The organism is Thiofilum flexile DSM 14609 (assembly GCF_000380185.1).
Lineage (GTDB): Bacteria > Pseudomonadota > Gammaproteobacteria > Thiotrichales > Thiotrichaceae > Thiofilum > Thiofilum flexile.
The window spans coordinates 1-23,693 of the sequence record NZ_KB904760.1 but is presented as its reverse complement, the minus strand read 5'-3'; the positions used below and the strand labels follow the sequence as shown (position 1 = coordinate 23,693).

General features: G+C 46.1%; 21 protein-coding genes and 1 CRISPR repeat array. Of the genes, 10 read left to right on the top strand and 11 right to left on the bottom strand.

Annotated features, from left to right (window positions below; all coding sequences use genetic code 11):
- Positions 1-68 precede the first annotated feature (68 nt).
- The gene (locus A3IK_RS0107995; RefSeq protein WP_020559460.1) at positions 69-1,292 is read right to left on the bottom strand and encodes a BaiN/RdsA family NAD(P)/FAD-dependent oxidoreductase; all 1,224 of its coding nucleotides are present in this window, start codon (positions 1,290-1,292) and stop codon (positions 69-71) included.
- Between the two features lie 166 nt (positions 1,293-1,458).
- On the opposite strand from A3IK_RS0107995, the gene A3IK_RS0107990 reads away from it, so the two are divergent.
- Positions 1,459-2,139, top strand: a complete 681-nt coding sequence (locus A3IK_RS0107990; protein ID WP_020559459.1) for a TIGR00153 family protein — start codon at positions 1,459-1,461, stop codon at positions 2,137-2,139.
- 11 nt (positions 2,140-2,150) lie between these two features.
- Complete coding sequence (locus tag A3IK_RS0107985; RefSeq protein ID WP_020559458.1) at positions 2,151-3,431, top strand: inorganic phosphate transporter; 1,281 nt, start codon at positions 2,151-2,153, stop codon at positions 3,429-3,431.
- 194 nt (positions 3,432-3,625) lie between these two features.
- Here the strand turns inward: A3IK_RS0107985 and phoU are convergent, their stop codons facing one another.
- From phoU to A3IK_RS0107960, 5 genes are all read right to left on the bottom strand, one after another.
- The gene (gene phoU / locus A3IK_RS0107980) at positions 3,626-4,348 is read right to left on the bottom strand and encodes a phosphate signaling complex protein PhoU (protein WP_020559457.1); all 723 of its coding nucleotides are present in this window, start codon (positions 4,346-4,348) and stop codon (positions 3,626-3,628) included.
- 16 nt (positions 4,349-4,364) lie between these two features.
- Positions 4,365-5,234: a phosphate ABC transporter ATP-binding protein PstB gene (pstB, locus tag A3IK_RS0107975; protein WP_083915697.1), complete on the bottom strand. Its 870-nt coding sequence runs from the start codon at positions 5,232-5,234 to the stop codon at positions 4,365-4,367.
- Positions 5,235-5,238: 4 nt separating this feature from the next.
- Positions 5,239-6,519 carry a phosphate ABC transporter permease PstA gene (gene pstA, locus A3IK_RS0107970; RefSeq protein WP_020559455.1) on the bottom strand — a complete coding sequence of 427 codons (1,281 nt, stop codon included), beginning with the start codon at positions 6,517-6,519 and terminating at the stop codon, positions 5,239-5,241.
- Entirely contained in the window at positions 6,512-7,906 is a 1,395-nt protein-coding gene (pstC, locus tag A3IK_RS0107965) for a phosphate ABC transporter permease subunit PstC (protein ID WP_020559454.1), read from the bottom strand. The genes pstA and pstC overlap by 8 nt, the downstream gene beginning before the upstream one ends.
- A gap of 116 nt (positions 7,907-8,022) precedes the next feature.
- Positions 8,023-9,051, bottom strand: coding sequence for a PstS family phosphate ABC transporter substrate-binding protein (locus A3IK_RS0107960; RefSeq protein ID WP_020559453.1), 1,029 nt, complete (start codon positions 9,049-9,051; stop codon positions 8,023-8,025).
- 168 nt (positions 9,052-9,219) lie between these two features.
- Between A3IK_RS0107960 and A3IK_RS0107955 the strand changes: the two genes are divergently transcribed.
- A complete protein-coding gene (locus A3IK_RS0107955; RefSeq protein WP_020559452.1) occupies positions 9,220-9,963 on the top strand; it encodes a lysophospholipid acyltransferase family protein in 744 nt (247 codons plus the stop codon).
- Between the two features lie 45 nt (positions 9,964-10,008).
- On the opposite strand, the gene A3IK_RS0107950 is transcribed toward A3IK_RS0107955, so the two are convergent.
- The 3 genes from A3IK_RS0107950 to plsY all read right to left on the bottom strand — a co-directional run bounded on the left by A3IK_RS0107950 (position 10,009) and on the right by plsY (position 12,698).
- Complete coding sequence (locus A3IK_RS0107950) at positions 10,009-11,379, bottom strand: radical SAM/SPASM domain-containing protein (protein WP_020559451.1); 1,371 nt, start codon at positions 11,377-11,379, stop codon at positions 10,009-10,011.
- 96 nt (positions 11,380-11,475) lie between these two features.
- Complete coding sequence (locus tag A3IK_RS18875) at positions 11,476-11,940, bottom strand: hypothetical protein (RefSeq protein ID WP_020559450.1); 465 nt, start codon at positions 11,938-11,940, stop codon at positions 11,476-11,478.
- A gap of 146 nt (positions 11,941-12,086) precedes the next feature.
- Positions 12,087-12,698 carry a glycerol-3-phosphate 1-O-acyltransferase PlsY gene (gene plsY / locus A3IK_RS0107940; protein WP_020559449.1) on the bottom strand — a complete coding sequence of 204 codons (612 nt, stop codon included), beginning with the start codon at positions 12,696-12,698 and terminating at the stop codon, positions 12,087-12,089.
- 78 nt (positions 12,699-12,776) lie between these two features.
- On the opposite strand from plsY, the gene bioH reads away from it, so the two are divergent.
- From bioH to A3IK_RS0107905, 7 genes are all read left to right on the top strand, one after another.
- Positions 12,777-13,550, top strand: a complete 774-nt coding sequence (gene bioH / locus A3IK_RS0107935; RefSeq protein WP_020559448.1) for a pimeloyl-ACP methyl ester esterase BioH — start codon at positions 12,777-12,779, stop codon at positions 13,548-13,550.
- Positions 13,543-14,406, top strand: a complete 864-nt coding sequence (bioC, locus tag A3IK_RS0107930) for a malonyl-ACP O-methyltransferase BioC (RefSeq protein ID WP_020559447.1) — start codon at positions 13,543-13,545, stop codon at positions 14,404-14,406. Before bioH ends, bioC begins: the two co-directional genes overlap by 8 nt.
- Before the next feature lie 223 nt (positions 14,407-14,629).
- Positions 14,630-16,855, top strand: a complete 2,226-nt coding sequence (locus A3IK_RS0107925; protein ID WP_020559446.1) for an NADP-dependent isocitrate dehydrogenase — start codon at positions 14,630-14,632, stop codon at positions 16,853-16,855.
- A gap of 175 nt (positions 16,856-17,030) precedes the next feature.
- A CRISPR array of direct repeats spans positions 17,031-18,402; the repeat unit is 28 nt; unit sequence GTTACGAATCCCCATGCGGGGTTATGAC.
- A 212-nt stretch (positions 18,403-18,614) separates the two neighbouring features.
- Positions 18,615-19,247: an RNA ligase family protein gene (locus A3IK_RS0107920; RefSeq protein WP_020559445.1), complete on the top strand. Its 633-nt coding sequence runs from the start codon at positions 18,615-18,617 to the stop codon at positions 19,245-19,247.
- Positions 19,244-20,500 carry an ATP-binding protein gene (locus A3IK_RS0107915; RefSeq protein WP_020559444.1) on the top strand — a complete coding sequence of 419 codons (1,257 nt, stop codon included), beginning with the start codon at positions 19,244-19,246 and terminating at the stop codon, positions 20,498-20,500. The genes A3IK_RS0107920 and A3IK_RS0107915 overlap by 4 nt, the downstream gene beginning before the upstream one ends.
- 50 nt (positions 20,501-20,550) lie before the next feature.
- Positions 20,551-21,018, top strand: a complete 468-nt coding sequence (gene queF / locus A3IK_RS0107910) for a preQ(1) synthase (RefSeq protein ID WP_020559443.1) — start codon at positions 20,551-20,553, stop codon at positions 21,016-21,018.
- 462 nt (positions 21,019-21,480) lie between these two features.
- Positions 21,481-22,866, top strand: coding sequence for a DEAD/DEAH box helicase (locus A3IK_RS0107905; protein WP_020559442.1), 1,386 nt, complete (start codon positions 21,481-21,483; stop codon positions 22,864-22,866).
- Here A3IK_RS0107905 and A3IK_RS18870 read toward each other — a convergent pair.
- Positions 22,863-23,522, bottom strand: coding sequence for an HAD family hydrolase (locus A3IK_RS18870; RefSeq protein ID WP_020559441.1), 660 nt, complete (start codon positions 23,520-23,522; stop codon positions 22,863-22,865). The genes A3IK_RS0107905 and A3IK_RS18870 overlap by 4 nt on opposite strands.
- Positions 23,523-23,567: 45 nt before the next feature.
- On the bottom strand, positions 23,568-23,693 hold a 126-nt coding region (locus A3IK_RS20785), incomplete at its 5' end, for a zinc ribbon domain-containing protein (RefSeq protein ID WP_020559440.1).

Sequence of the window (23,693 nt, the reverse complement as noted above, 5' to 3'; positions counted from 1 at the left end):
TTTCTCGAAATGTATTTCAATTGAAATACATTCTAGGATAGATAGAGAAGAAATAAAAGGCGTTAGTTTCAATCAGCAGCAGTTAACTGCCTAACCACCCCTAACCCGCCTTGTTTGCCACTGGCGAAACAGGCATTAAGCAAATACCCGCCGGTGGGAGCTTCCCAATCGAGCATCTCGCCCACACAAAAAACCTTGGGCAATGCTTTAAGCTGTAGATCACTATCTAGAGCCTCCCAACTCACGCCACCTGCGGTACTAATCGCCTCATCTAACGGTGTGGTTGCTGTCACCGTAATAGGCAGATGTTTCAAGAGTTGACACATGCTGGTAATGTCCGTCGGTTGAGTCAGATACTCAAAAAATAAAGTGCTTTTAGCCTTATCTAATTTAAGCTTAGCTTTGAGATAAGCCCCCCAACTTTTAGCTTGCGGTTTCGCTTGTAACAGCCGTATCAGTGCCTCTTGAGTATAATCAGGGCAAAGGTCTAGATAAAACGTGGCTGAGCCATGATGTAGCAAGTAATCCCGCAAACGCGCTGAAAAAGCATAAATCAGACTACCCTCAACCCCGCGTGAGGTGAGCATGAGTTCGCCTTTGCGGGTTTCAGTCTGTTGCTCTAGATCGGTAAAGCTTAAGGTAATGGATTTGAGTGGTTGACCCGCACAATGTTCTTTTAGGTACTCGCTCCAATTCACTAAAAACCCACAATTAGCAGGCTGAAAAGGATGAAGTGCCACGTTTTTTGCGGCGAGGAGTGGATACCACGCACCATCACTGCCGAGCTTTTTCCAACTCGCCCCACCTAATGCCAGCACTAATGCCTGATACGGACGTGTGAAGGTTGTCTCGGTGTTTTGTAAAATAATCTCCTGAGCCTCATTCCAACCGAGCCAACGATGACGGGTGTGTAGCTGTAGCCCTTGACGTTTGAGGCGAGCTAGCCAAGTACGTAATAAAGGGGCTGCCTTCATTTCTTTTGGAAACACGCGCCCTGAACTACCAACAAAAGTTTCAATCCCTAAATCCTGACACCATGCTCGCAAAGCTTGGTTATCAAACTGTTGTAAGAGGGGAGTGAGCTGTGCTTCACTTGCTCCATAGCGAGTTACGAAAGTTGCCAAAGGCTCCGAGTGAGTAATATTCAGCCCGCCAATACCCGCCAGCAAAAACTTACGCCCCACGGTAGGCATGGCATCGTATAAATCGACCTTAAAGCCCGCTTGTAGGATTTGCTCCGCCGCCATGAGTCCCGCAGGCCCCCCGCCAATGATCACTACACTATTATTCAAGAGAGCTTTCCTATTGGAGTGATCAATAATGTGCTAGACGTTAATATTATTTGATCGCGCAACAAAGCGTTTGCGATTTGGTATAACAAAATGGTCATAAGCCTTTTATTCCCTTACTAAGTTGCAGATAATGCGCCACTTACCCCAACCTTAAGAGAGGTGAATTATGGTCGCTAAGAGTTATATATCGAGTCTATTCGGTAAGTCCCCCATTCGACCACTACAAGAGCACATGGCGGGTGTCTATGAAGGTATCACACACTTAGTACCTCTTGTGCAAGCCATGAACCACAAAGACGAAGCCGCAGTAGTCGCCGCCCATCAAAAAATTGTAGCGAGTGAGCATGCCGCCGATGTCATGAAAAAAGCCCTACGCCACCACTTACCGCGCAGTTTATTCATGCCCATGGATCGCCGTGATTTGCTAGATGTGCTACTCATGCAGGATAAAATCATTAATCTTGCTAAGGACGTTGCCGGCTTAATCGTCGGGCGAAAAATGGTGTTAGACACTACCCTACAAGAACCGTTTTTACAGTTTACCATGCGCTGCACCGATGCCGTAAAGCAAGCACTAGAAATTATTAATGAGTTAGATGATTTATTAGAAAGTGGCTTTAGAGGGCGTGAAGTAGGCCATGTCGAAGCGATGATTCAGACCTTGGATAAAATCGAAAACGAAACCGATCAGATGCAAGCTAAGTTACGTCAGCAACTATTTAGTTTAGAGGATTCCCTACGTCCAACCGATGTCATGTTCACCTATCGCTTAATCGATTGGATGGGCAATGTCGCCGATGATGCTCAGCGTGTGGGCAGTCGTTTACAGCTTATGTTAGCCAATTAAGGAGTGCTCTAATGGATTTTATCTTTGAGGGTATGAACCTTTATATTCTATTAGCCGCCGTATTTGGCTTATTTATGGCTTGGGGGATTGGTGCGAATGATGTCGCCAATGCTATGGCGACTTCGGTCGGTTCTAAGGCCATTACCATTAAACAAGCCTTGATTATTGCCGCCATTTTTGAGTTTGCTGGTGCTTATTTAGCCGGTGCAGAAGTGACCGAAACCATCCGCAAAGGTTTGGTACAGCCAGAGGCTTTTGCCGCTCACCCTGATCTGGTGGTGTGGGGGATGCTCGCGTCGTTATTGGCGGCGGGAGTATGGTTATTAGTCGCTACTCAACAAGGCTGGCCTGTTTCCACCACGCATACGATTGTGGGGGCGATTGTCGGATTCGCCGCTGTTGGAGTCGGGACACATGCGGTGGATTGGGGCAATGTTGCCTCCATTGCAATGAGCTGGGTATTTTCTCCGCTATTGGCGGGAATCATGGCCTTTGCGGTGTTTATGAGTATTCAAAAGTTGATTATTGATACGCCTAATCCACTCGAAAATGCGCGTCGTTTTGGCCCCTTATATCTATTTTTAGTGGGCTTTATTTTATCTTTATTGACATTAAAGAAAGGGCTGAAATATGTCGGAGTCCATTTTAGCAATGAGGCTGAATTAGCCGTCGCTTTAGGGATGGGGATGATTGTAGCATTAATCGGCTATTTATTAATTAATCGCGTCAAGCTCAAGACTGCCGATACCAATAGTACCACGGCACGTCGGGGTTCTCAGTATGCCAATGTCGAGCGAATTTTTGCGGTCATGATGATTTTCACTGCCTCTGCTATGGCGTTTGCCCACGGTTCTAATGATGTAGCGAATGCTGTAGGCCCGATGGCGGCTGTTTTAAGTGTGGTGCAAAGCGGAGCCGTGGAGGCTAAGGCTGCAGTTCCTTCGTGGATTTTATTGGTCGGTGCGATTGGGATTGTGATTGGTTTAGCGACTCTAGGCTATAAGGTGATTGCAACCGTAGGGACGGAAATTACCGAACTAACTCCAACACGTGGCTTTTCGGCTGAATTTGGTACGGCGTTAACCGTAGTTATGGCGTCTTATACAGGTATTCCTATTTCGACTACACATACCCTAGTCGGAGCGGTATTAGGGGTCGGGATTGCCAGAGGGATTGCCGCTATTGATTTGCGGGTGATGGGCGGTATTTTATTATCATGGATGGTGACTTTACCCATGGGCGCGATACTCTCGATTTTATTCTTCTTTATGCTCAAAGGGATGTTTAGTTAGTAGATCTTGAATAAGGGTAGCCCTGTTAAGGACTGCCCTTATCTGCATAAGTACTTGAGCCAAAGTGGTCGGGTATTTCTGGAGCAGTCTTGGCGGCAAGGATGCCGCCTTGTAGCGTACAGGGAAGTATTCACAGCGGCTGCGGAGGAAATACCCGACTACTTTGGTATACCTACTTATTAGCCGATTGTGGGCTAAGTCAATTTTCTCATTGGCGTATTGGCAATAATCGCCTTAATCTCTTCTTTGCTGGTATGACGGATGTCTTTACCATTCACAAGATAAATCACATACTCACAAATATTACAGCAATGATCCCCAATACGCTCTAAAGCACGTGCGCACCAGACAACATTAAGACTGTGTTTGATATTGCGCGGATCTTCCATCATGAGGGTAATCAATTGCCGATAGATTGCCTCAAACTCACGGTCAATGGCTAAATCCGTTTCCGCTACCTGCATGGCACGCTCAGAGTCAATCCGCGCAAAGGCATCCAAGGTATCCCGTAACATAATGATGACATGATCACATAGATGACGTAAGGCTAGTATTAAATTAGCATCTAAGTGTTCAGAGGCCTCAGCGGCATAACGCCCGATTTTCTCGGCTTCATCCCCAATACGCTCTAAATCGGTAATCGATTTAATAATAGCGAGAATTAACCTTAAATCAATCGCAGCGGGCTGACGCCTTGCAATAATACGGGCACATTCTTCATCAATAGCGACCTCCAGTTTATTAACCTTATAGTCATTGCGTGCGACCTCGGCCCCTAGTTCGCTATCTTTCTCTAATAATGCTTTGACCGCATTACTCAGTTGCTCCTCTACTAGACCGCCCATTTGCAGTACATGCGTGCGAGTAACCTCTAACTCATGACTATAGGCGTGAGAGGTATGTTGTGTAATCTCCATACTATCTACCCCAAACTTAACCGAAACGTCCGGTAATATAATTTTCTGTTAATTGATGTGATGGGTTGGTGAAGACGGTATTGGTATCATTCACCTCTACCAGTTTCCCCAAGTGGAAATAAGCTGTGCGTTGTGAAATCCGCGCAGCCTGTTGCATTGAGTGAGTGACAATACAAATCGTAAACGATTGGCGTAACTCCTCAATCAGCTCCTCAATCGTTGCTGTCGCGATCGGGTCTAGTGCTGAAGTCGGTTCATCCATCAGAATCACCTCAGGGCTAACCGCAATGGTACGCGCAATACATAAGCGTTGCTGCTGCCCGCCAGAAAGACCCGTGCCGGGTGAGTTAAGACGATCCTTAACCTCATTAAATAGCCCCGCTTTTCGCAAGCTTTCTTCGACAATTTCATCTAGTTCAGAGCGATTAGCCGCGAGACCATGCAAGCGCGGGCCATAAGCGACATTATCATAAATCGACTTAGGGAAAGGATTCGGTTTTTGGAAGACCATCCCTACCCGCGCACGGAGTAAAACAGGATCTAGTTCCTTAGAATAAATATCCATACCATCTAATAATAGCTGACCTGTGACTTTTGCATCTTGAATCGTGTCATTCATGCGATTCAGGCAGCGTAAAAAGGTGGATTTACCGCATCCTGAAGGGCCAATCATGGCAATAACTTCATTCCGTCCGATATCTAAATCGACATCAAAAATAGCTTGTTTAGCGCCCGCATAAAAAACATTCACATCACGGGTCTTAAACTTAGCATCTTCTAAGAAGGGTTTGCCAACAGTATGGGTAATCGCAGCCGAAAACTCTTCACGACCTTCGGCACGAGCAGTCGCATCTAACATAGGGGTTGAACTCGTAATAGTACTCATAGGATTACCAACGTCTCTCAAAGCGTTTTCTTAAAATAACAGCTAATAGGTTCATACACACTAAAAACACCAATAAAATTAAAATAGCTGCTGATGTTTTAGCGACAAAAGCCCGCTCTGGGCTATCGGCCCATAAGTAGATTTGTACGGGTAAGACCGCCGCTGGATCCGTTAAATTGCTGGGAACATCAATAATAAAAGCGACCATACCAATCATCAGGAGTGGAGCTGTTTCACCTAAAGCATGTGCCATGCCAATAATCGTTCCGGTTAAAACACCGGGCATAGCTAAGGGAACTACATGGTGAAACACCGTTTGCACCTTAGAGGCACCTAAGCCCAGTGCTGCTTCGCGTATAGAGGGAGGTACAGACTTAATCGCCGCTCGACTCGCAATAATAATCGTGGGTAAAGTAATTAAGGTAAGCACCAAACTGCCCACCAGTGGAGTAGAGCGCGGTACACCAAAAAACTGAATAAATACTGCCAAACCTAATAAGCCAAAAACAATAGAAGGCACGGCGGCGAGGTTATTAATATTCACCTCGATTAAATCCACCCAAAAGTTATTTTTAGGGGAAAATTCTTCTAAATAAATAGCAGCCGCTAAGCCAATAGGGAAGGATAAGCTTAAAGTCAAGGCAATGGTAAAGAAGGAGCCTACTAAGGCACTTAAAATACCGGCCTGCTCTGGTTCACGTGAATCGCCATTAGTGAACAGCGTACTGTTAAAACGATTATCTACGCGGCCTTCTGCTTTTAAAGTATCTAGCCATTGTGTTTCATAAGGCTTTAAGCGCTCATTACCGTCTTTATAGTAAATATCGCTATCATCATTGCTTAAAAACCAAATGGCTTGTTTAGTACCGAGTAAGCTGGGGTTTTCTAATACCATGGCCTGTAAACGATAGGGGGCATTAGAGCTGACAATATTTTTTAAAGCACGTTTTTCTTGGCGTCCTGTGACATTCGGGAATTGCTTTATCAATGCATCATTTACTAAAATACTATAATCAGCGCGACGTAATTGTTCTGGTGTGGATTGTGCGCTAATCCCTAGCTTTTCAGCATTAAAATCAATATCGAGTTGAATATAATGATGAGTAAAAGCCGGTAGAGCCTTATAGGTAATATCAGCTAGTAATACAATCAGAAAAAATAAGCTAACGACGATAGAGATAATACCATACCAGCGAAAACGCTTTTCACGACTATAACGTTTTTGCAAACCAAGCTTTACTTTCTCAGTCGTTGCACTTGTAGCGGGGGGAGTTAGATTAGTCATATTGTTCACGGTATTTACGTACAATGTGGAGGGCAATTACATTTAAGACTAGAGTCATTAAGAATAGGGTTAAACCTAAGGCAAACGCGGCTAAGGTTTTGGTACTATCAAATTCTTGATCTCCCGTCAAAAGGGCGACGATTTGCACGGTGACTGTGGTGACGGCTTCTAGTGGATTCATGGTGAGATTAGCGGACATACCGGCTGCCATCACTACAATCATAGTTTCTCCAATCGCACGTGAGGCCGCTAATAAAAAGGCACCCACAATGCCGGGCAGAGCGGCGGGAATAATGACTTGTTTAATCGTCTCCGATTGGGTCGCACCCATGCCATAAGAGCCATCGCGCATGGATTGAGGTACGGCATTAATCACATCATCAGACAGTGAGGACATAAAAGGAATAATCATAATCCCCATGACCACCCCCGCTGCGAGCGCACTTTCAGAGGCTACATTTAAGCCTAAGGCGGCTCCGGCATCGCGCACAAAGGGGGCAACCGTAAGGGCAGCAAAAAAGCCGTACACTACGGTCGGAATACCGGCTAAGACTTCTAAAGCGGGTTTTACAATATTCCGCACCGTTTTAGAGGCATATTCGGATAAATAAATCGCCGACATTAACCCTAAGGGTACAGCTACTAATAAGGCAATGGCGGAAATTAATAAGGTTCCGGTTAATAATGGGATAAAACCAAAACTACCAGAGCTACCGACTTGATCAGCTCTTAAAGCGGTTTGTGGACTCCAATGAGTACCGAATAAAAAGTCAATAATCGATACATCATGGAAAAAGCGAATCGATTCAAAAAGTACCGAAAAGACAATACCCACGGTGGTCAATATGGCAATAGAGGCACAGGAGGCCATCATAAAGGTAGCAAATTTTTCCACCTTATTCCGGGCGCGTAATTCGGGCTTAATCATCCGTAAACCCAAATATATGCCTAAGAGTGCTATGACTAATACTAAAACCGTTTTAGCCATTTTACTAATATTGAGAATATGCTGATAATGCTCGGCAGCTTGTTTTTGTACGGGGTCGGTGAGTTCTTGAATATTGCCCTGATTCACTGCACTGTGAATACGGTTGATAAATAGACCAATTTGCTCAGGGGCTTGGCTTTGTATTTCAGCCGGTAGGCTATTAGTGACTAAGCTATTGGCAATAGGAGTACTAAAAACATTCCAAAGCAATAAAATAGCAATGGCTGGAATACCACACCAAATAGCTACTAAGTAGCCATAATAACTAGGTAGGGAGTGTAGGTTATTACCCTTGCTAGGAGCATTAGGCTTTGCTAGTGCTAGTGAGCGTTTACGCCCTATTACATAGCTAAAACCTATTAATAACAGCAAGGTTAATAAAATATTGGTTGTATTCATTGATTCACCAATAAAAGGGAAGTATTGAAAACTAAAAAAGCAGGATAGCTAATCACTACCCTGCCAAGTAAGATAAAATCCAATCCTTTGGATCATTAGATTATTATTTGCAACATTTATAAGCCAGATAAAGCGGTCAGCGCTTTAGCATCAGCAGCAAATTTAGCACGTTCCTCAGTAGGCATAGGAATCATGCCTTTATCGGTTAGATAACCCTCATCGCCCCAAGCCGCATCGCTAGTAAATTCAGCTAAAAAGTCCTCAATCCCCTTAACTGTACCAACATGCTCTTTCTTTACATACATATATAGGGGACGTGAGACCGGATATTGACCGGCTGCAATAGAGTCAAAAGAGATTTCTACGCCATCGACATTAGCCCCTTTTACTTTATCGCTATTTTGATCTAAGAAGCTAAAGCCGAAAATGCCTAAAGCATCTTTATTAGATTGTAATTTTTGTACAATGAGATTGTCATTTTCACCGGCTTCTACATAGTGACCGTCTTCACGAATGGATTCACAAATTGCTTTAAATTTTTTCTCATCCGTTTTTTCGAGGTCTTTTACCCATGCGAACTCTTTACAACCGACATGCATGACCATTTCCACAAAGGCATCACGCGTACCTGAGGTAGGTGGAGGACCTAAGACTTCAATCTTGGTAGCAGGTAGTTTTGCGTCTATTTCGTTCCAAGTGGTGAATTTATTCGGGGCTAAAGTACCATCCTCTTGAGGAACTTCTTTCGCTAAAGCTAGGAATAATTCTTTACGGGTAATAGTAAAGGTGGGGGCTTCCTTCGCATTAGCGATAGCAATACCGTCATAACCCACTTTAACTTCTACGGGATTTATCCCATTTTTCTTACAGGTTTCTAATTCGGATTCTTTAATGCGACGGGAGGCATTGCTAATATCAGGCGTATCAACACCGGCTCCAGAGCAGAATAATTTCATCCCACCGCCGGTGCCGGTTGACTCCACTTTAGGAGCAGGGTTGCCGGTTTTTTTAGCGTAATTTTCTGCCACTGTGGTAGAAAAGGGATAAACGGTAGATGAGCCAACAATTTCAATATTATCACGCGCTTGAGCAGCACCTACACCCATGAATAAACCAGCCGCAACGAGCCATGCTAATGATTTCATACGGAAAATCTCCATCGATTCCGAAACTAAGATGAGCGCAGTGTAGGGGCTAAATATGACAGTTTCATGACACGCGCAGAATCTCTCCTTGAGGGATTAAAAAATTATTTGCCGTGCTGATTGGCTCCACTCATAATGTTTATTTTGAAAAATAAAAGAACGGTTTTTATGTCATTTATCCGTCGTCTATTACGTTTGAGCGCCTTGTTAGTGCATTTGTTGATTGGGGTGAGTTTAGCCGTACTGTTAACGGTCATATTGCGTAAAACCTATGAGCATGAGGTCTTAAAGCGCACTAGAAAATGGTGGCTAAGGCGTCTGGCCTATTGTACTGGAGCCGAGCTAGTCATTAGGGGGGAGCCAGTGCTAGGGCGGGTATTATGGGTAGCCAATCATGTGTCGTGGCTGGATATTGGGGTATTAGGTGGGGTCGGTGAGCCGCGTTTTTTGTCTAAAGTTGAAGTCAAACGCTGGCCTATTATTGGTTGGCTAGCCACCCGTGCAGGGACTTTATATATTGATCGGGGACAATCCGGTGATGCCGCAGCCGAAGAGGTACGTCAGGCCTTATTACAAGGTGATTGTGTGGCCTTATTTCCAGAAGGTACCACGACCGACGGTAAAAATGTCAATCGCTTTTTTGCGCGTATTTTTGCTCCTGCTTTGGATACGGGAACCCCTGTGCAGCCCATAGTATTACGCTACACCGATCAGGCAGGTAATGCGCTAGCATCAGTACCCTATATAGGCAAGCAATCATTGCTCCACAATATTTGGACGATCACCGCATTACCACGTTTTAAGGCTCAAGTGCATTTCTTAGCACCCTTAGAAACGCAGGGATTAAACCGTAAAGAAATTGCTTCGCAGTGCGAGGAACTAATTCGAACTGAGGTTTTGGCTAATAGTTAGAGAGTTCAAGGATTGAGTATTCAATCCTTGATTCAATCGAGTGGTTTAAATAGTGGTTGTACTCAGAGAGGGTTTACGAGCCTGTTGAGCTTTGCGCATAGTATCAATATTGCGTTGTACTTCTTGTTTAAGCTCAGCACTGAGGTGGGGATTATCTTGTAACCATGCCTCAGGCCATTGAACCTTCTCCACTTCAAAGCGCATAGGATCATCCGTTAAAGGTGCATCGAAGGCTGAGGTATTTAAATCAAATACGCCATTATCAAACGGTAAGCCATTTGCTTTGCGGCGAATCATGACTTCTTCACGTACCCCATTGGCGGCATTCACGAGGGCGCGATGATGACAATAGGGATTATTACCCCGTTGATCAAAGAATACATGTGCTGTCCAGTTACAGGCACCCCGACACAAGGCGGCAAAATCACAGGTTTTGCAAAAGCCCCAAAGATGAGCAGTACCTTCTGCTGTACCAGCCTTGAGATTAAAGGTTAGTTCATCCCGTTCGGTCAGTATTTCGACTAAGGAAGCGTCCCGAATCGATCCCCCTGAATAGGCAGCCGTGGGAAGGGAAGGGCAACCTTTAATCGTGCCATCAGCCTCAATACCAATGGTACTCAAGCCTGCATTACAGCCGCGCCAAAAACTAAACTCGGTTTCGCGTCCAAACCCCCGCAACATCCGATCATAAGGGCCGTAATAGCCATAGTTATTGCCGGGCTGTACGTAAAAACCTTGTTTATAGCCACGCTTAGCTAACTGAGCGAGCAGTGGGTGAAACGCTAGTAATTCATAGGGCTGCATTAGAATGTCAGAATTATCGGCAGCATTCCCCATGGGTACGGTCATTTGGATTTGCCAAGCCTTAGCGCCTGCATCAATCAACGCTTGAAATAATAGAGGAAATTCGGGGGCGGAGAGGCGATTGACCTGAGTATTTGCGCCAAAATAAAGCCCCACTGCATTAAAGTGCTCCATTGTTTCAAAGGCATAGCGCCATGAACCAATCTTGCCGCGCAATTTATCATGAGTTTGTCTCATGCCATCCACGGATACCGAGACTTGATTGATTCCGGCATCTTTCATGCGTTGAGCAGTGTTACGGTTAATCCCATAACCTCCCGTCGTCATGGAGCAAATCATCCCCTGACGGGTGATTTCCTCGGCTATGTCGAGCCAATCGGAGCGTAGAAAGGCCTCACCCCCAATCATAGTCACTTCTGTAATGCCTACCTCAGCCATTTGACGGACTAAATCAAACGATTCCGCCGTAGATAGCTCATTGACGCGTGCTTCACCTGCCCGTGAGCCGCAATGAGAGCAAGCTAGATTACATTTAAGTGTCGTTTCCCAAACGGCGTAACTTTTACGCCGCGTGCTAAAGCCTGAAGTGCTGTTAGTGGTAGATTGTGACATAGCCGGTAGTTCCTCTTATCATGGGACTCAATAGGGAGACTTTATTCTAAGTGTTAAAGCCTGAATTCTTTTTTACTAACCCCTCATACCCTAAAGTTAAGACCCAGAGATTGGCTGGATTGACCCATAGATCGCCTGTATAGGAGGATCATTATCAATGGGCTGCACTACTCCATAGACCGGCTGCATGATGGGGTCATTGGGGGGTAATACCACGCCATAGACGGGTTGTATGATAGGGTCATTAGGCGGCTGAATTACACCATACACTGGTTGAGCCATCGGCGGCTGAATCACGCCATACACGGGCTGCATAATAGGCCCTGGTATCGGGGCGGGTGCCGGTGCTGGCATAGGCAGATGATTCATTAGTTGTACTAAAATCTGGCGAACTAATACCGCCAAATCTAAAAAACCAGCCTTATTGTTATTAGCAAAAGGATTATTCATCCAGTTTAATTGCTGACTAGCCAGACGGATATTAGCACTTTGATCGCCTGAGGCCGTGCGTGGTAGCAGGCTGGCTCCTGTGCGATTATTACTAGGGAAAATATGTGTCATTTCGAGTAGCTCCTTATAATGAGTTCATAATCACAACTATAAGATGCTAGCAAGCGCAGCGTGGAATGATTAGGGCGAGTGGCAAGACTAAAAGGACAAACGGATAGTGGCTAAAGGGGCTAGCATCATTTAGCCCCTTACTAGGCTTAACGGCTACCTAATTTCTTTTCAGTACCATTTAATAGGTTTTGAATATTACTTTTATGTCGGTAATAAATAAAAGCCGTCATGATCAATAATCCTATGAATACCCAGCCGTTTTGGGTCATAAGATAAAAATATAGCGGAGCTAATAGGGTAGCAGTGAGGGCAGCCAGCGAGGAGTATTTAAAGACGCGTGCCATAACAAGCCAGGTTGCAATCGTCATCATAGCCGCTGGAAAATTGAGGGCAAGATATACCCCGATAGCGGTAGCCACCCCTTTGCCGCCTTCAAAACCATAAAACACTGGATAGAGGTGGCCTAAAAAGGCAGCCAGTCCAATGAGTACTTGCCACTCATAGCTATAGCCTAAGACATAATGCGCGATTAAAACCGGAATAAAGCCTTTCAGCCCATCCCCTAATAGGGTAATGATGGCTGCTTTTTTGCCCCCGATGCGGAGCATATTGGTAGCGCCGGGATTTTTCGACCCAGTAGAGCGCGGGTCGGGTAGCTGCATCGCTTTAGCCGTGATAATAGCGGCTGAGATTGACCCTAATAAATAAGCACCTATGACTAATAACCACGGCATTAGGCTAGACAGTTCTGGATACATTACAATAGCTCCCCTTAATCAATGGGCGTAACTTAGCAGGATTTTGCGTGAGTGTCGCAGCTTTTGTAAGGAACAGTGGTGAGTCAAATAGTATTAGATGTGGATACCGTATGGAGTAGTACAGAAGGGCAAGGTCGCCCACTGTTGGTGTTACACGGTTGGGGGATGAATCAAGCCGCATGGCAACCGATTCGAGCGCATTTAACTCAGCATGCACGAGTCACTTGGGTCGATTTACCCGGACATGGACGTAGTGCCGTTGATCAATTAGGGACATTAGAACAGTTAGTTCAGACACTAAAGCCACTGATTCAACCGAATACGGCTATTATTGGTTGGTCACTAGGAGGCTTACTTGCTCAGGCCTTGGCCTATGCTATGCCGGATAAAGTAGCACGTTTATTACTGATTGGTAGTTCACCTTGCTTTATCCAAACCCCAACATGGCCTCATGCGCTAGCGCCAGAGGTGCTTGAACAATTCGCTACCAATTTAGAAACCGATTATGTAGCCACAGTGAAACGCTTTTTTGCTTTGCAATTTATGGGTACGCGGCATAGTCCGGTGGAGCTTAATCAATTGCGTGATGCGATTTTACAATACCCCGCGCGTTTGCCCGCCTTGCATCAGGGCTTAGAGCTATTGCGTTCGGTGGATTTCTCCGAGCAAACCTTACCTGTACCGAGTCGCTGGATTTTGGGGCGTTTGGATAAATTAGTGCCGGTTGCAGTGGCTGAGGTATTAGAACATAAAGGCTATGAGGTTAAGGTATTGCCTCATGCTTCCCATGTGCCGTTTGTGACCCATACGGAAGAGTTTTTGGCTGCGGTGGAGCCGTTTATTTATGAGTAGTATTGATGCAGCGCATTTATTAGATAAACGTAAAACCCGCTTAGGTTTTGAGCGTGCCGCCCATACTTATGACGAGGCAGCGGTATTACAGCGTGAAATTGGGCAGGAGTTATTAGAACGTCTTGATTGGGTTAAATTAGTTCCCGAACGCGTGCTGGATCTCGGTTGTGGGACGGGGATGATTGCAGAGGCTTTACTCAAACGTTATCCTAAGGCGGAAGTGATAGGGGTTGATATAGCCGCGAGTATGGTGGCTCAAACCCTGAAGCGCCGCCATTGGTGGCGTAAACCTTTAGGGGTGTGTGCCGATGTACATGCTTTGCCCTTTGTGGATCAATCGTGTGATATGCTGATCTCGAATGTGATGCTGCAATGGTGTAATGATTTAGTGCCAGTGTTTAAGGAGTGTGCTCGCGTCTTGCGTCCAGAGGGCTTATTAACCTTTGCTACCTTTGGCCCTGATACCTTAAAAGAATTGCGTGCGAGTTGGGGACAGGTGGATGGTTACCCCCATGTGAGTCAGTTTGTGGATATGCACGAGATCGGTGATGCATTAGTAGCCGCAGGATTTCGTGATCCAGTGGTCGACCGAGAAGATAAAGTCTTGACCTATAGCGAGGTCAAGGGTTTACTGCACGATTTGAAAGCCTTAGGGGCGAATAATGCCACCCAAGGTCGTGCCAAAGGTTTAATGGGTAAACAACGTTTACAGGCTATGTACCAAGCTTATGAGAGCTTTAGGCGAGCAGATGGGCAGTTACCTGCCACCTATGAGGTCATTTTTGGGCATGCGTGGGCACCCATACGCAGCCCTAGTGTACTACCTGAGCGTTATATTCCGCTGAAGGTGGTTTGATGAGGTGAGGTAGTGGGTACTGCTTTAAAATTTGGCGTAGCTAGTTTTAAATAGCGCCCATACCACCTAGAATAGCGTCAACAAAATAAATCTCTTAGCACCCATGGTTTAATCTAGTCAACAGGGGATGTATTCCGCTACATTCTTGCCTGAATAATTCCACATACCCTCAGACTAACGAGGGATGTGGATTGTAATAAAACCGCCAAGGAGCAACATAACAATGTCCGATTCGACTATTATCTATACTCTAACAGACGAGGCACCGCTGCTCGCTACGTACTCATTTTTGCCAATTATTCAAGCGTTTGCTAAACCTGCTGGCATTGATGTAGTGACGAGTGATATTTCAGTCGCGGCGCGTCTGTTGGCTGAATTTTCTGATTATTTGACTGAGGAACAACGTGTTCCGAATAATCTGGCTGAGTTAGGCCGCCTGACCCAAGACCCCAGCACTAATATTATCAAACTGCCGAATATTAGTGCCTCGTTGCCCCAGCTAACCGCAGCGATTCAAGAGCTGCGGGCTAAGGGCTATAATGTGCCGGAATACCCCGAAAATCCTCAAACGGATGCGGACAAAGCCATTGTTAAGCGCTATGCCAAAGTATTAGGCAGTGCGGTCAATCCCGTATTACGTGAAGGTAACTCTGACCGTCGTGCCCCTGCAGCCGTGAAACGTTATGCGCGTAATAACCCGCATAAAATGGGTAAGTGGAGCCATGCATCACGCACGCACGTTTCCCATATGGTTCAAGGTGATTTCTATCACGGCGAAAAATCCATGACCATGGATCGCGAATGCGATGTGAAAATGGATCTAGTGACTAAAGACGGTCGCGTGATTGTACTCAAAGAAAAAACCCATATTCTCAAAGATGAAATCATTGATAGTATGTTTATGAGCAAACAAGCGCTCTGTGATTTCTATGAGACAGAATTACAAGATGCTAAAGAGGCGGATATTCTATTCTCTTTACACGTCAAAGCGACCATGATGAAAGTATCGCACCCGATTGTATTCGGTCATGCGGTAAAAGTTTTCTATAAAGATTTATTTGCTAAATACGCCGATCTATTTAAAGAAATTGGGGTTAAACCTAATAATGGTATGAGTAGTGTGCATGAAAAAATCAAAACACTACCCGAAGAAAAACGCAATGAAATTCTAGCCGCGATTAAAGCCTGTGAAGCCGAGCGTCCGCGTTTAGCGATGGTCGATTCTGATAAAGGTATTACCAATCTACATGCCCCTAATGATGTGATTGTCGATGCCTCTATGCCCGCTATGATTCGTGATGGCGGTAAAATGTGGGGTGCGGATGGCAAACTACATGACACCAAAGCGATTCAGCCCGAAAGTACTTTCGCGCGTATCTATCAAGAAGTAATTAACTTCTGTAAAACTAATGGTGCGTTTGACCCACGGGTGATGGGATCAGTGCCGAATGTGGGTCTCATGGCGCAACAAGCCGAAGAATATGGCTCGCATGATAAAACCTTTGAAGTTCCCGAAGCGGGTGAAGCACGTATTGTCGATGATCAAGGCAATGTCTTGATGGTACAAAACGTGGAAGAGGGCGATATTTGGCGTATGTGCCAAACCAAAGATGCGGCGGTTAAAGATTGGGTGAAATTAGCCGTCACCCGTGCGCGTTTATCCAAAACGCCAGCGGTATTTTGGTTAGACCCTTATCGTCCACATGAAAATGAATTGATTAAAAAGGTAAATCGTTATTTAGAAGATTACGATTTAACCGGCGTTGAAATTCATATTATGTCGCAATTACGCGCCATGCGTTTTACTTTAGAGCGTGCTTTCCGTGGTTTCGATACGATTTCGGTAACGGGTAATATTTTACGGGATTATCTCACCGACTTATTCCCGATTTTAGAATTAGGTACCAGTGCTAAAATGCTGTCTATTGTACCTTTAATGGAAGGCGGTGGCTTATTTGAAACGGGAGCGGGTGGTTCAGCACCTAAACACGTCCAGCAATTAGTGAAAGAAAACTATTTACGTTGGGATTCACTGGGTGAGTTTTTAGCGCTGACCGTTTCTATTGAAGATGTGGCGCAAAAAACGGGCAATCAAAAGGCACAAATCCTAGCCGATACGCTCGATCAGGCGACGGAAAAACTACTCGATAATAATAAATCACCTTCGCGTAAAGTGGGTGAGATTGATAATCGTGGTAGCCATTTCTATTTAGCTTTGTATTGGGCACAAGCGTTAGCAGCACAAACCGAAGATGCGGAATTAGCCGCGAAGTTTGCACCTTTAGCTAAAGCACTGACCGAAAACGAAGCTAAGATTGTGGCGGAGTTGAATGGCGTACAAGGTCAACCGGTTGATCTGGGCGGCTATTATGCAGTTGATCCGGCTAAAACGAGTGCGGTGATGCGTCCAAGTTCGACGTTGAATCAAGCTTTGGAATTAGTAGCTTAGGTTATTAGTCCAGCACTGCCGGATAATTGTTGAGTTATCCGGCAGGTATGAGTCGAACTTCGACCACCAATGCAGTATTTCACCCCGGACACTGATGGACATGAATCAAAGGCTTATGTTAGATTTTGTGTGCTTGATACAGTGGTATTTAACCAGAGATACGCTGAAATCAGGGGTTACGAATCCCCATGCGGGGTTATGACCTGAGCTTGCGAGCTGCTGCGTCCACTTTACTAATCGTTACGAATCCCCATGCGGGGTTATGACGCTTTGAGGTAGTCCAGTCCCACAATTGTGCCATCCGTTACGAATCCCCATGCGGGGTTATGACTTCTCCGAATTAAACCCGTTCAGCTTCCAAAAAATAGTTACGAATCCCCATGCGGGGTTATGACCGTGGCACGGGTGCAGCATCGAGACTAGGATCAATCGTTACGAATCCCCATGCGGGGTTATGACAAACGGTTTCGCCGTCGCCTTCGTTATTGATGAGGTGTTACGAATCCCCATGCGGGGTTATGACGCGTCCAATCCGAGCGGATTGGGCACTCAATCACTCAGTTACGAATCCCCATGCGGGGTTATGACTAGCTCATGCGCGGTATTGGTAAAATAAATGTCAACGTTACGAATCCCCATGCGGGGTTATGACTAAGCACGAGGATTGGGTGATGGCTCTGCATGGTAGTTACGAATCCCCATGCGGGGTTATGACTGCTAACGATGTACCAAAATCTGGCTCTTGATTAGTGTTACGAATCCCCATGCGGGGTTATGACCGCTCGCTGGTGGCGGGTTATACGGCTGTGGATATCGTTACGAATCCCCATGCGGGGTTATGACTTGCGTGGGGATAATATCCCTACGACTAAAATCGACGTTACGAATCCCCATGCGGGGTTATGACATTACCTATCAGCAAGAGAACGAACTCAGAGGCTTGGTTACGAATCCCCATGCGGGGTTATGACGTCGGGCGTAGTCCCTTCTTTGACTGACTCAACGTAGTTACGAATCCCCATGCGGGGTTATGACCTTTGCATCGCGCCCGACAATCCCATCCTCTTCGAGGGTTACGAATCCCCATGCGGGGTTATGACAATGGCGGCAGCCGCCCAGTGGCTCAAGCCTCGTTCGGTTACGAATCCCCATGCGGGGTTATGACAACGCATAAATCCCCTGAGCTGTCCGTGGCTGAGTCGTTACGAATCCCCATGCGGGGTTATGACCAGTCCGAGTCCGCCTTATCATCCTTATCAATTAGGTTACGAATCCCCATGCGGGGTTATGACATAAAATACTCCGTCATAGGAGACTATAAATTCTTGTTACGAATCCCCATGCGGGGTTATGACATAAAAGTTTGAGAGGTGACACTTGCGCTTCTTCATGTTACGAATCCCCATGCGGGGTTATGACATCTGACGTATGGACATACTCGCCGAAACACAAAAGGTTACGAATCTCCATGCGGGGTTATGACGTACAAAGTGCCCTACGCAATTAAGCGAGGATGCTAGTTACGAATCCCCATGCGGGGTTATGACAGCATCAACTGATCTACTTTGAACTTGTGGCAAGTGATATAATCAAACTAATATTGAAAACTTATCTTCAACCATTAACCTTTAACTATTCTTAATAGCCATGTAGTTACTTATCCAAAACCAAATCTCAAAAAATCGCACCTGCCTGCTCAGTCCTATCTGAGACAGTTTTGCTTGTGCTTAGTATTTTAATGGTTTTAGGAATACAGGCTATGTCAGTCTATAAATATCCGCGCACCCCGCATTTGCCTTGGTCGGCAAGTGTCGCTAGTGATGATATTCGCATTATTAATACCCAGCAGTTTGTCGGGCTTGAAGTCGTTGTCACCGAAAAAATGGATGGCGAAAATACTTCACTGTATCGAGATCGTATGCACGCCCGCTCCATCGATAGTCGCCATCATGATTCAAGAGATTGGGTCAAGCAGTGGTACGGTCAATTCAAGCACGAAATCCCGCCCGATTGGCGTATTTGCGGTGAAAATCTCTATGCCCAGCATTCGGTGATCTATCCAGCGCTGGAGAGTTATTTTTACGGTTTTTCCATTTGGAATGAGCAGAATATTTGCCTGAGCTGGGCAGACACACAGGACTGGTTCGGATTATTGAATATTCATCTCCCCCCCGTATTGTATCAAGGCATCTGGGATGAGGAGCTGATACGCGCCATTCCGGTGGATACACAACGTAGCGAGGGCTATGTGGTACGGGCAACACGCGCCTTTCATTATGATGAGTTTGCCCAACATATGGCGAAATGGGTACGTGCTAAACATGTACAGACCACGGAGCACTGGATGTTTGCCGAGATTATCCCGAATGGTTTAAAGGAGGGCGCAGAATGAAAGACTTGAATGATTGGTTAGCCCGCTTGGCTTTGGATGCGACACCGGATATAGACGAATGTGTAGCACAGATGGGCGCTGAGCTACCGCTGTTGCTACGCTTTAAGGATACCCCGCAGGATAATGAATGGCATGCCGAGGGCAATGTGCATATTCATACTGGCATGGTGCTAGAGGAGTTATATCAATTGCTGCAAACCGAAGCACAACATATTCAAGGTGCTGAGCGTCAGGCTTTGATTCTGGGTGCTTGTCTGCATGATATTGCTAAGCCAGTATGTACCAAAAACTATGAAAAAGACGGGCGCATACGGATTGGTTCCTCTGGTCATGAGGATAAGGGGCGCTCTTATTTAGCCGTTAGGATGATGCAGTGGTCATTGCCTTTTGCGGTGATTTGGAATGTGCTGAATCTGGTGGGAGAGCATCAGATGATACATAGGCTGGTATTGCGAGAAAGTAATCGGGCGGCTTTTCTGAAATTAGCGCATCAGGTCAAGTTACCTTTATTGTATTGGTTAGCACGGGCGGATATGCAGGGGCGCATCTGTAATGATCACGAAATGAACGCATTGATTCTGGAAGAGTTTCGCAGCTTATGCCAAAGCTATGGTGTGTGGGATAGGTTTGATCCTCTGCAAGCGATTCGTCCTGAGTTGGCACAGTTGTCTGAATCCGCCCAAAGCTATGTACAGGCCTATGCGGTCACAGAGCTGGAAAGTGGTAAAATCACCCAAGCCGAGGAGGCACTAAGCACCACCTATACCCATCGAGAGCAACATGCCCATTTGGTGATTACCTGTGGCATGAGTGGTTCGGGTAAATCGACTTGGCTACAGCAGCATTTCCCGGAGTATGAACGTATTTCTCTAGATGAGTTACGCGAACACTGGAATGGTGATCGTGCGAGTCAAGAGCATAGCGGACAGATTCGCCAGCAAGCCAAGGAAAATTTAAAGGCTGCCTTACGTGCTAAGTGCGGTGTGATCTGGGATGCCACGAATATACGCAAGGATTTTCGCTCTATGGTGGCAGATTTGGGGCGTGATTATCATGCCTTAGTAACCTTGGTGGTGTTTTTGTTGCCGGAAACGGAGCTGCGTAACAATAACCGGGCGCGGGAGCATGTGGTGCCGGAGGAGGTGTTAGATCGACAGTTAGATGCTTATCAATTGCCCACGCTGGATGAAGCGCATCAGTTTTGGGTGGTAGGAGCCAAAGGTGAGACGCTGTGGCAAAGTGGTTTTAGCTAGAACCACTCCCTTGGGTTCGGTAAAATATACTTTTTGCCGAATCACAGACTATGACCACACCTTCGATCTATAACAACCTAACCCAATTAGGTAGTAACACCGCCTTACCCGAATCACCCGAACAAGCGGTGCTGGAAAGTGTACCTAACCCAGAGCTAGAGGTGGATTATCTCGTGCGTTTTACCGCGCCAGAATTTACCTCGCTGTGTCCACTCACCGGGCAGCCCGATTTTGCTCATTTAGTGATTGATTACATCCCTGATCAACGCTTAGTCGAGAGTAAGTCGCTGAAGCTTTATCTCGGTTCGTTTCGTAATCATGGTGCTTTTCATGAGGCTTGCACAGTCGGGATTGGGCGTAGGCTAATAGCCGAGCTTGCCCCTAAATGGCTGCGTATTGGTGGCTATTGGTATCCGCGCGGTGGTATGCCGATTGATGTATTTTTTCAGTATGGCGAAGTCCCAAAAGGGGTGTGGGTGCCAGAGCAAAAGGTCGATGGTTATCGGGGGCGTGGCTAAATCATTAGACATATACTCCGTTTATCCTGAAAAAAATGGATTTATGGTGGAGAAATTGTTAGCATCACTTAACTCGTAAGGCTCTCTTTATTCGAGTTATTTTGGTGTAAGCCAAAGGGACTACCTAGGTAGTCCCTTTTTATTTTGGGTGTTGTCTGATGAGAGTTGTTCGGGGCTTTGGTATTTTTAATTACTACCATTACAGCCCTCATGGTGGCAGGTTCCATCAGCCGGATTATTTCAGTAGTAAGGCGGGCGGTTTCAGATGAATTGCTGAATAGTTATTTTTAAATTCATATAATTTAATTTATGTTAAATAAAGCAAAAACAAACAAAAGACCTTTTAACAAAAATACCCAGATACTCCAGAAATGCTTGTGCTACAAACTAAACTCATGCACACTCTGCCCCATATTTTTAAATAATCCTACTTCCCTCTTAAACTCATAGAATCGAATCTTAATGACCTTTTCTGAACTTGGCTTATCCAAAGCACTCCTAAACGCATTACAACAACAAAACTACACCACACCGACACCCATACAACAGCAAGCGATCCCCTTAATACTCAAAGGGCGCGATGTCATGGCTGCCGCACAAACCGGAACAGGCAAGACCGCAGGTTTTACCTTACCGCTCCTGCAGCGCCTCATGCTGAACCCCAAACCGGCTAGCCCTAAAATAGTCCGCGCATTAATCCTAACCCCTACGCGCGAACTCGCCGCTCAAGTGATGGAAAGCGTCCAAACCTATGGTCAATACCTACCTTTAAAACACGCGGTAGTATTCGGGGGAGTAGGGATTCATCCCCAAATTCAAAAGTTACGCTCAGGTGTTGATATATTAGTAGCGACTCCCGGACGCCTTTTGGATCTACACGCTCAACGCGCCGTCGAGCTGAATCAAGTCGAGTATTTAATCCTTGATGAAGCCGACCGCATGCTCGATATGGGATTCATCCACGATATTCGTAAAGTATTAGCGTTCATCCCTAAAAAGCGTCAAACCTTATTATTCTCCGCCACTTTTTCTGATGAAATTCAGCAGTTAGCCAAAGGTTTACTCCAGCAGCCCGAACTGATTGAAGTCGCTAAGCGTAATACCACGGCTACGACGGTCAGCCAGTCTATTTTTGAAATTGATAAAGCGCGTAAAACCGCACTATTGAGCCACCTCATTCGTGCTAATGACTGGCAACAAGTATTAGTCTTTACCCGTACCAAACACGGCGCTAATCGCCTAGCGGAAAAGCTCGCTCGTGATGGGATTAGCAGTGCCGCGATTCATGGTAATAAAAGCCAAAATGCCCGCACCAAAGCGCTAGCCGATTTTAAACAAGGGCAGATTAAAGTATTGGTAGCAACAGACATCGCCGCGCGGGGCTTGGATATTGAGCAATTGCCGCATGTGGTCAATTTTGAGCTACCTAATGTCGCCGAGGATTATGTGCATCGCATCGGGCGCACTGGACGTGCTGGGGCTGAGGGGGAAGCGGTTTCTTTAGTCGATAGAGAAGAACACGATCTACTCAAAGCCATTGAACGCCTAACTCGTCAGACCCTAGAGCGTAAAGAGGTGCCAGCGATTAGTAATAGCACCTTAGAGCCTATCATCAAGGCCGAGGTTGCCGCTCCGGTGCGTAAACCCGCTCGACCTAAAGCTAAACCTGCTACCGAGGCCAGCACCGCGAAACGCTCCCCCGCAACGCATTCGCAGGCGAAAAAACCCAATACCCCTAAACCGGCTCATGCTGGGTCTAAGGTAACTAAAGCGGCTCCTGCAGCCACGACCAAAGTGGTGACTAAAACCCTCAATAAGCCCCAGCCGAAACGAGTAGCGGCTTCTTAATTGCCATAGCGTTGTTTTAGCCATGCGAGTGCTTGGGGTAGGGAGTCGACACAGGCTGCTGCCCCACTAAAATCCTGATTTTGCGAGTAGCTATTTCGCACCACCACACACTCAATACCCGCGCCTAAAGCGGCTTGCATACCGCGTGCAGTATCTTCGAGGGCGAGTACCTCATGAGCTTTAAGGCCAAGACGCTCTAAGGTCAATAAATATAAATCGGGAGCGGGCTTATTGTGTTCCGCGTCTTCTTGGCTAGTCACCACCTCAATAAAAGGCGCGAGCTGGTAATAACTTAAAGTACGCTCGACACTCACGCGTTGCCCGCCGGTGACAATCGCTTGGCGTAAGCCTTGGGTACTCGCCCATTGCATAATAGCGCTGGCTCCCTCAATCAAAGGCCATGCTTGTTGTTTCAGCCATGCTTGGGTAATTGCCACCTTTTGCTGCGCGAGTGCGTGCTGACTAATGGTTAAACCATGCTGTTGGATAAGATCAATAGCATTTTGTGAAGTAGAGTACCCCGCATAATGAGCATGATACTCGGCAGAACTGAGTTCTACACCATGTGAGGCTAATACTTCGGCCCAATGCTGTCCGTGCAAAGTCTCTGAATCAACCAAAGTACCATCATGATCCAATAATAATGCTTTAAGCATCGGCTAAACCCCATTTAAAAATCCCAGTTTGACATCCTCCCCAACCTAAAGGACGGGGATTCCTGCTGCCAGACGCTCATATCCGAGCGCGAGAATGTTCTTGGCTGCATTAATATCTCTATCATGCAGTACCCCACACTCAGGGCAAGACCATTCTCTTATTCCAAGACC

Excerpts from the sequence above, each read along its gene's own strand:
- bioC (WP_020559447.1), top strand. The coding sequence starts at position 13,543 with ATGAGTAGTATTGATGCAGCGCATTTATTAGATAAACGTAAAACCCGC.
- A3IK_RS0107905 (WP_020559442.1), top strand. The coding sequence starts at position 21,481 with ATGACCTTTTCTGAACTTGGCTTATCCAAAGCACTCCTAAACGCATTA.
- A3IK_RS0107920 (WP_020559445.1), top strand. The coding sequence starts at position 18,615 with ATGTCAGTCTATAAATATCCGCGCACCCCGCATTTGCCTTGGTCGGCA.
- A3IK_RS0107990 (WP_020559459.1), top strand. The coding sequence starts at position 1,459 with ATGGTCGCTAAGAGTTATATATCGAGTCTATTCGGTAAGTCCCCCATT.
- A3IK_RS0107950 (WP_020559451.1), bottom strand. The coding sequence starts at position 11,379 with ATGTCACAATCTACCACTAACAGCACTTCAGGCTTTAGCACGCGGCGT.
- queF (WP_020559443.1), top strand. The coding sequence starts at position 20,551 with ATGACCACACCTTCGATCTATAACAACCTAACCCAATTAGGTAGTAAC.
- pstA (WP_020559455.1), bottom strand. The coding sequence starts at position 6,519 with ATGACTAATCTAACTCCCCCCGCTACAAGTGCAACGACTGAGAAAGTA.
- plsY (WP_020559449.1), bottom strand. The coding sequence starts at position 12,698 with ATGTATCCAGAACTGTCTAGCCTAATGCCGTGGTTATTAGTCATAGGT.
- pstC (WP_020559454.1), bottom strand. The coding sequence starts at position 7,906 with ATGAATACAACCAATATTTTATTAACCTTGCTGTTATTAATAGGTTTT.
- A3IK_RS18870 (WP_020559441.1), bottom strand. The coding sequence starts at position 23,522 with ATGCTTAAAGCATTATTATTGGATCATGATGGTACTTTGGTTGATTCA.
- A3IK_RS0107955 (WP_020559452.1), top strand. The coding sequence starts at position 9,220 with ATGTCATTTATCCGTCGTCTATTACGTTTGAGCGCCTTGTTAGTGCAT.
- A3IK_RS0107915 (WP_020559444.1), top strand. The coding sequence starts at position 19,244 with ATGAAAGACTTGAATGATTGGTTAGCCCGCTTGGCTTTGGATGCGACA.
- phoU (WP_020559457.1), bottom strand. The coding sequence starts at position 4,348 with ATGGAGATTACACAACATACCTCTCACGCCTATAGTCATGAGTTAGAG.
- pstB (WP_083915697.1), bottom strand. The coding sequence starts at position 5,234 with ATGAGTACTATTACGAGTTCAACCCCTATGTTAGATGCGACTGCTCGT.
- A3IK_RS0107925 (WP_020559446.1), top strand. The coding sequence starts at position 14,630 with ATGTCCGATTCGACTATTATCTATACTCTAACAGACGAGGCACCGCTG.
- A3IK_RS18875 (WP_020559450.1), bottom strand. The coding sequence starts at position 11,940 with ATGACACATATTTTCCCTAGTAATAATCGCACAGGAGCCAGCCTGCTA.
- A3IK_RS0107985 (WP_020559458.1), top strand. The coding sequence starts at position 2,151 with ATGGATTTTATCTTTGAGGGTATGAACCTTTATATTCTATTAGCCGCC.
- A3IK_RS0107960 (WP_020559453.1), bottom strand. The coding sequence starts at position 9,051 with ATGAAATCATTAGCATGGCTCGTTGCGGCTGGTTTATTCATGGGTGTA.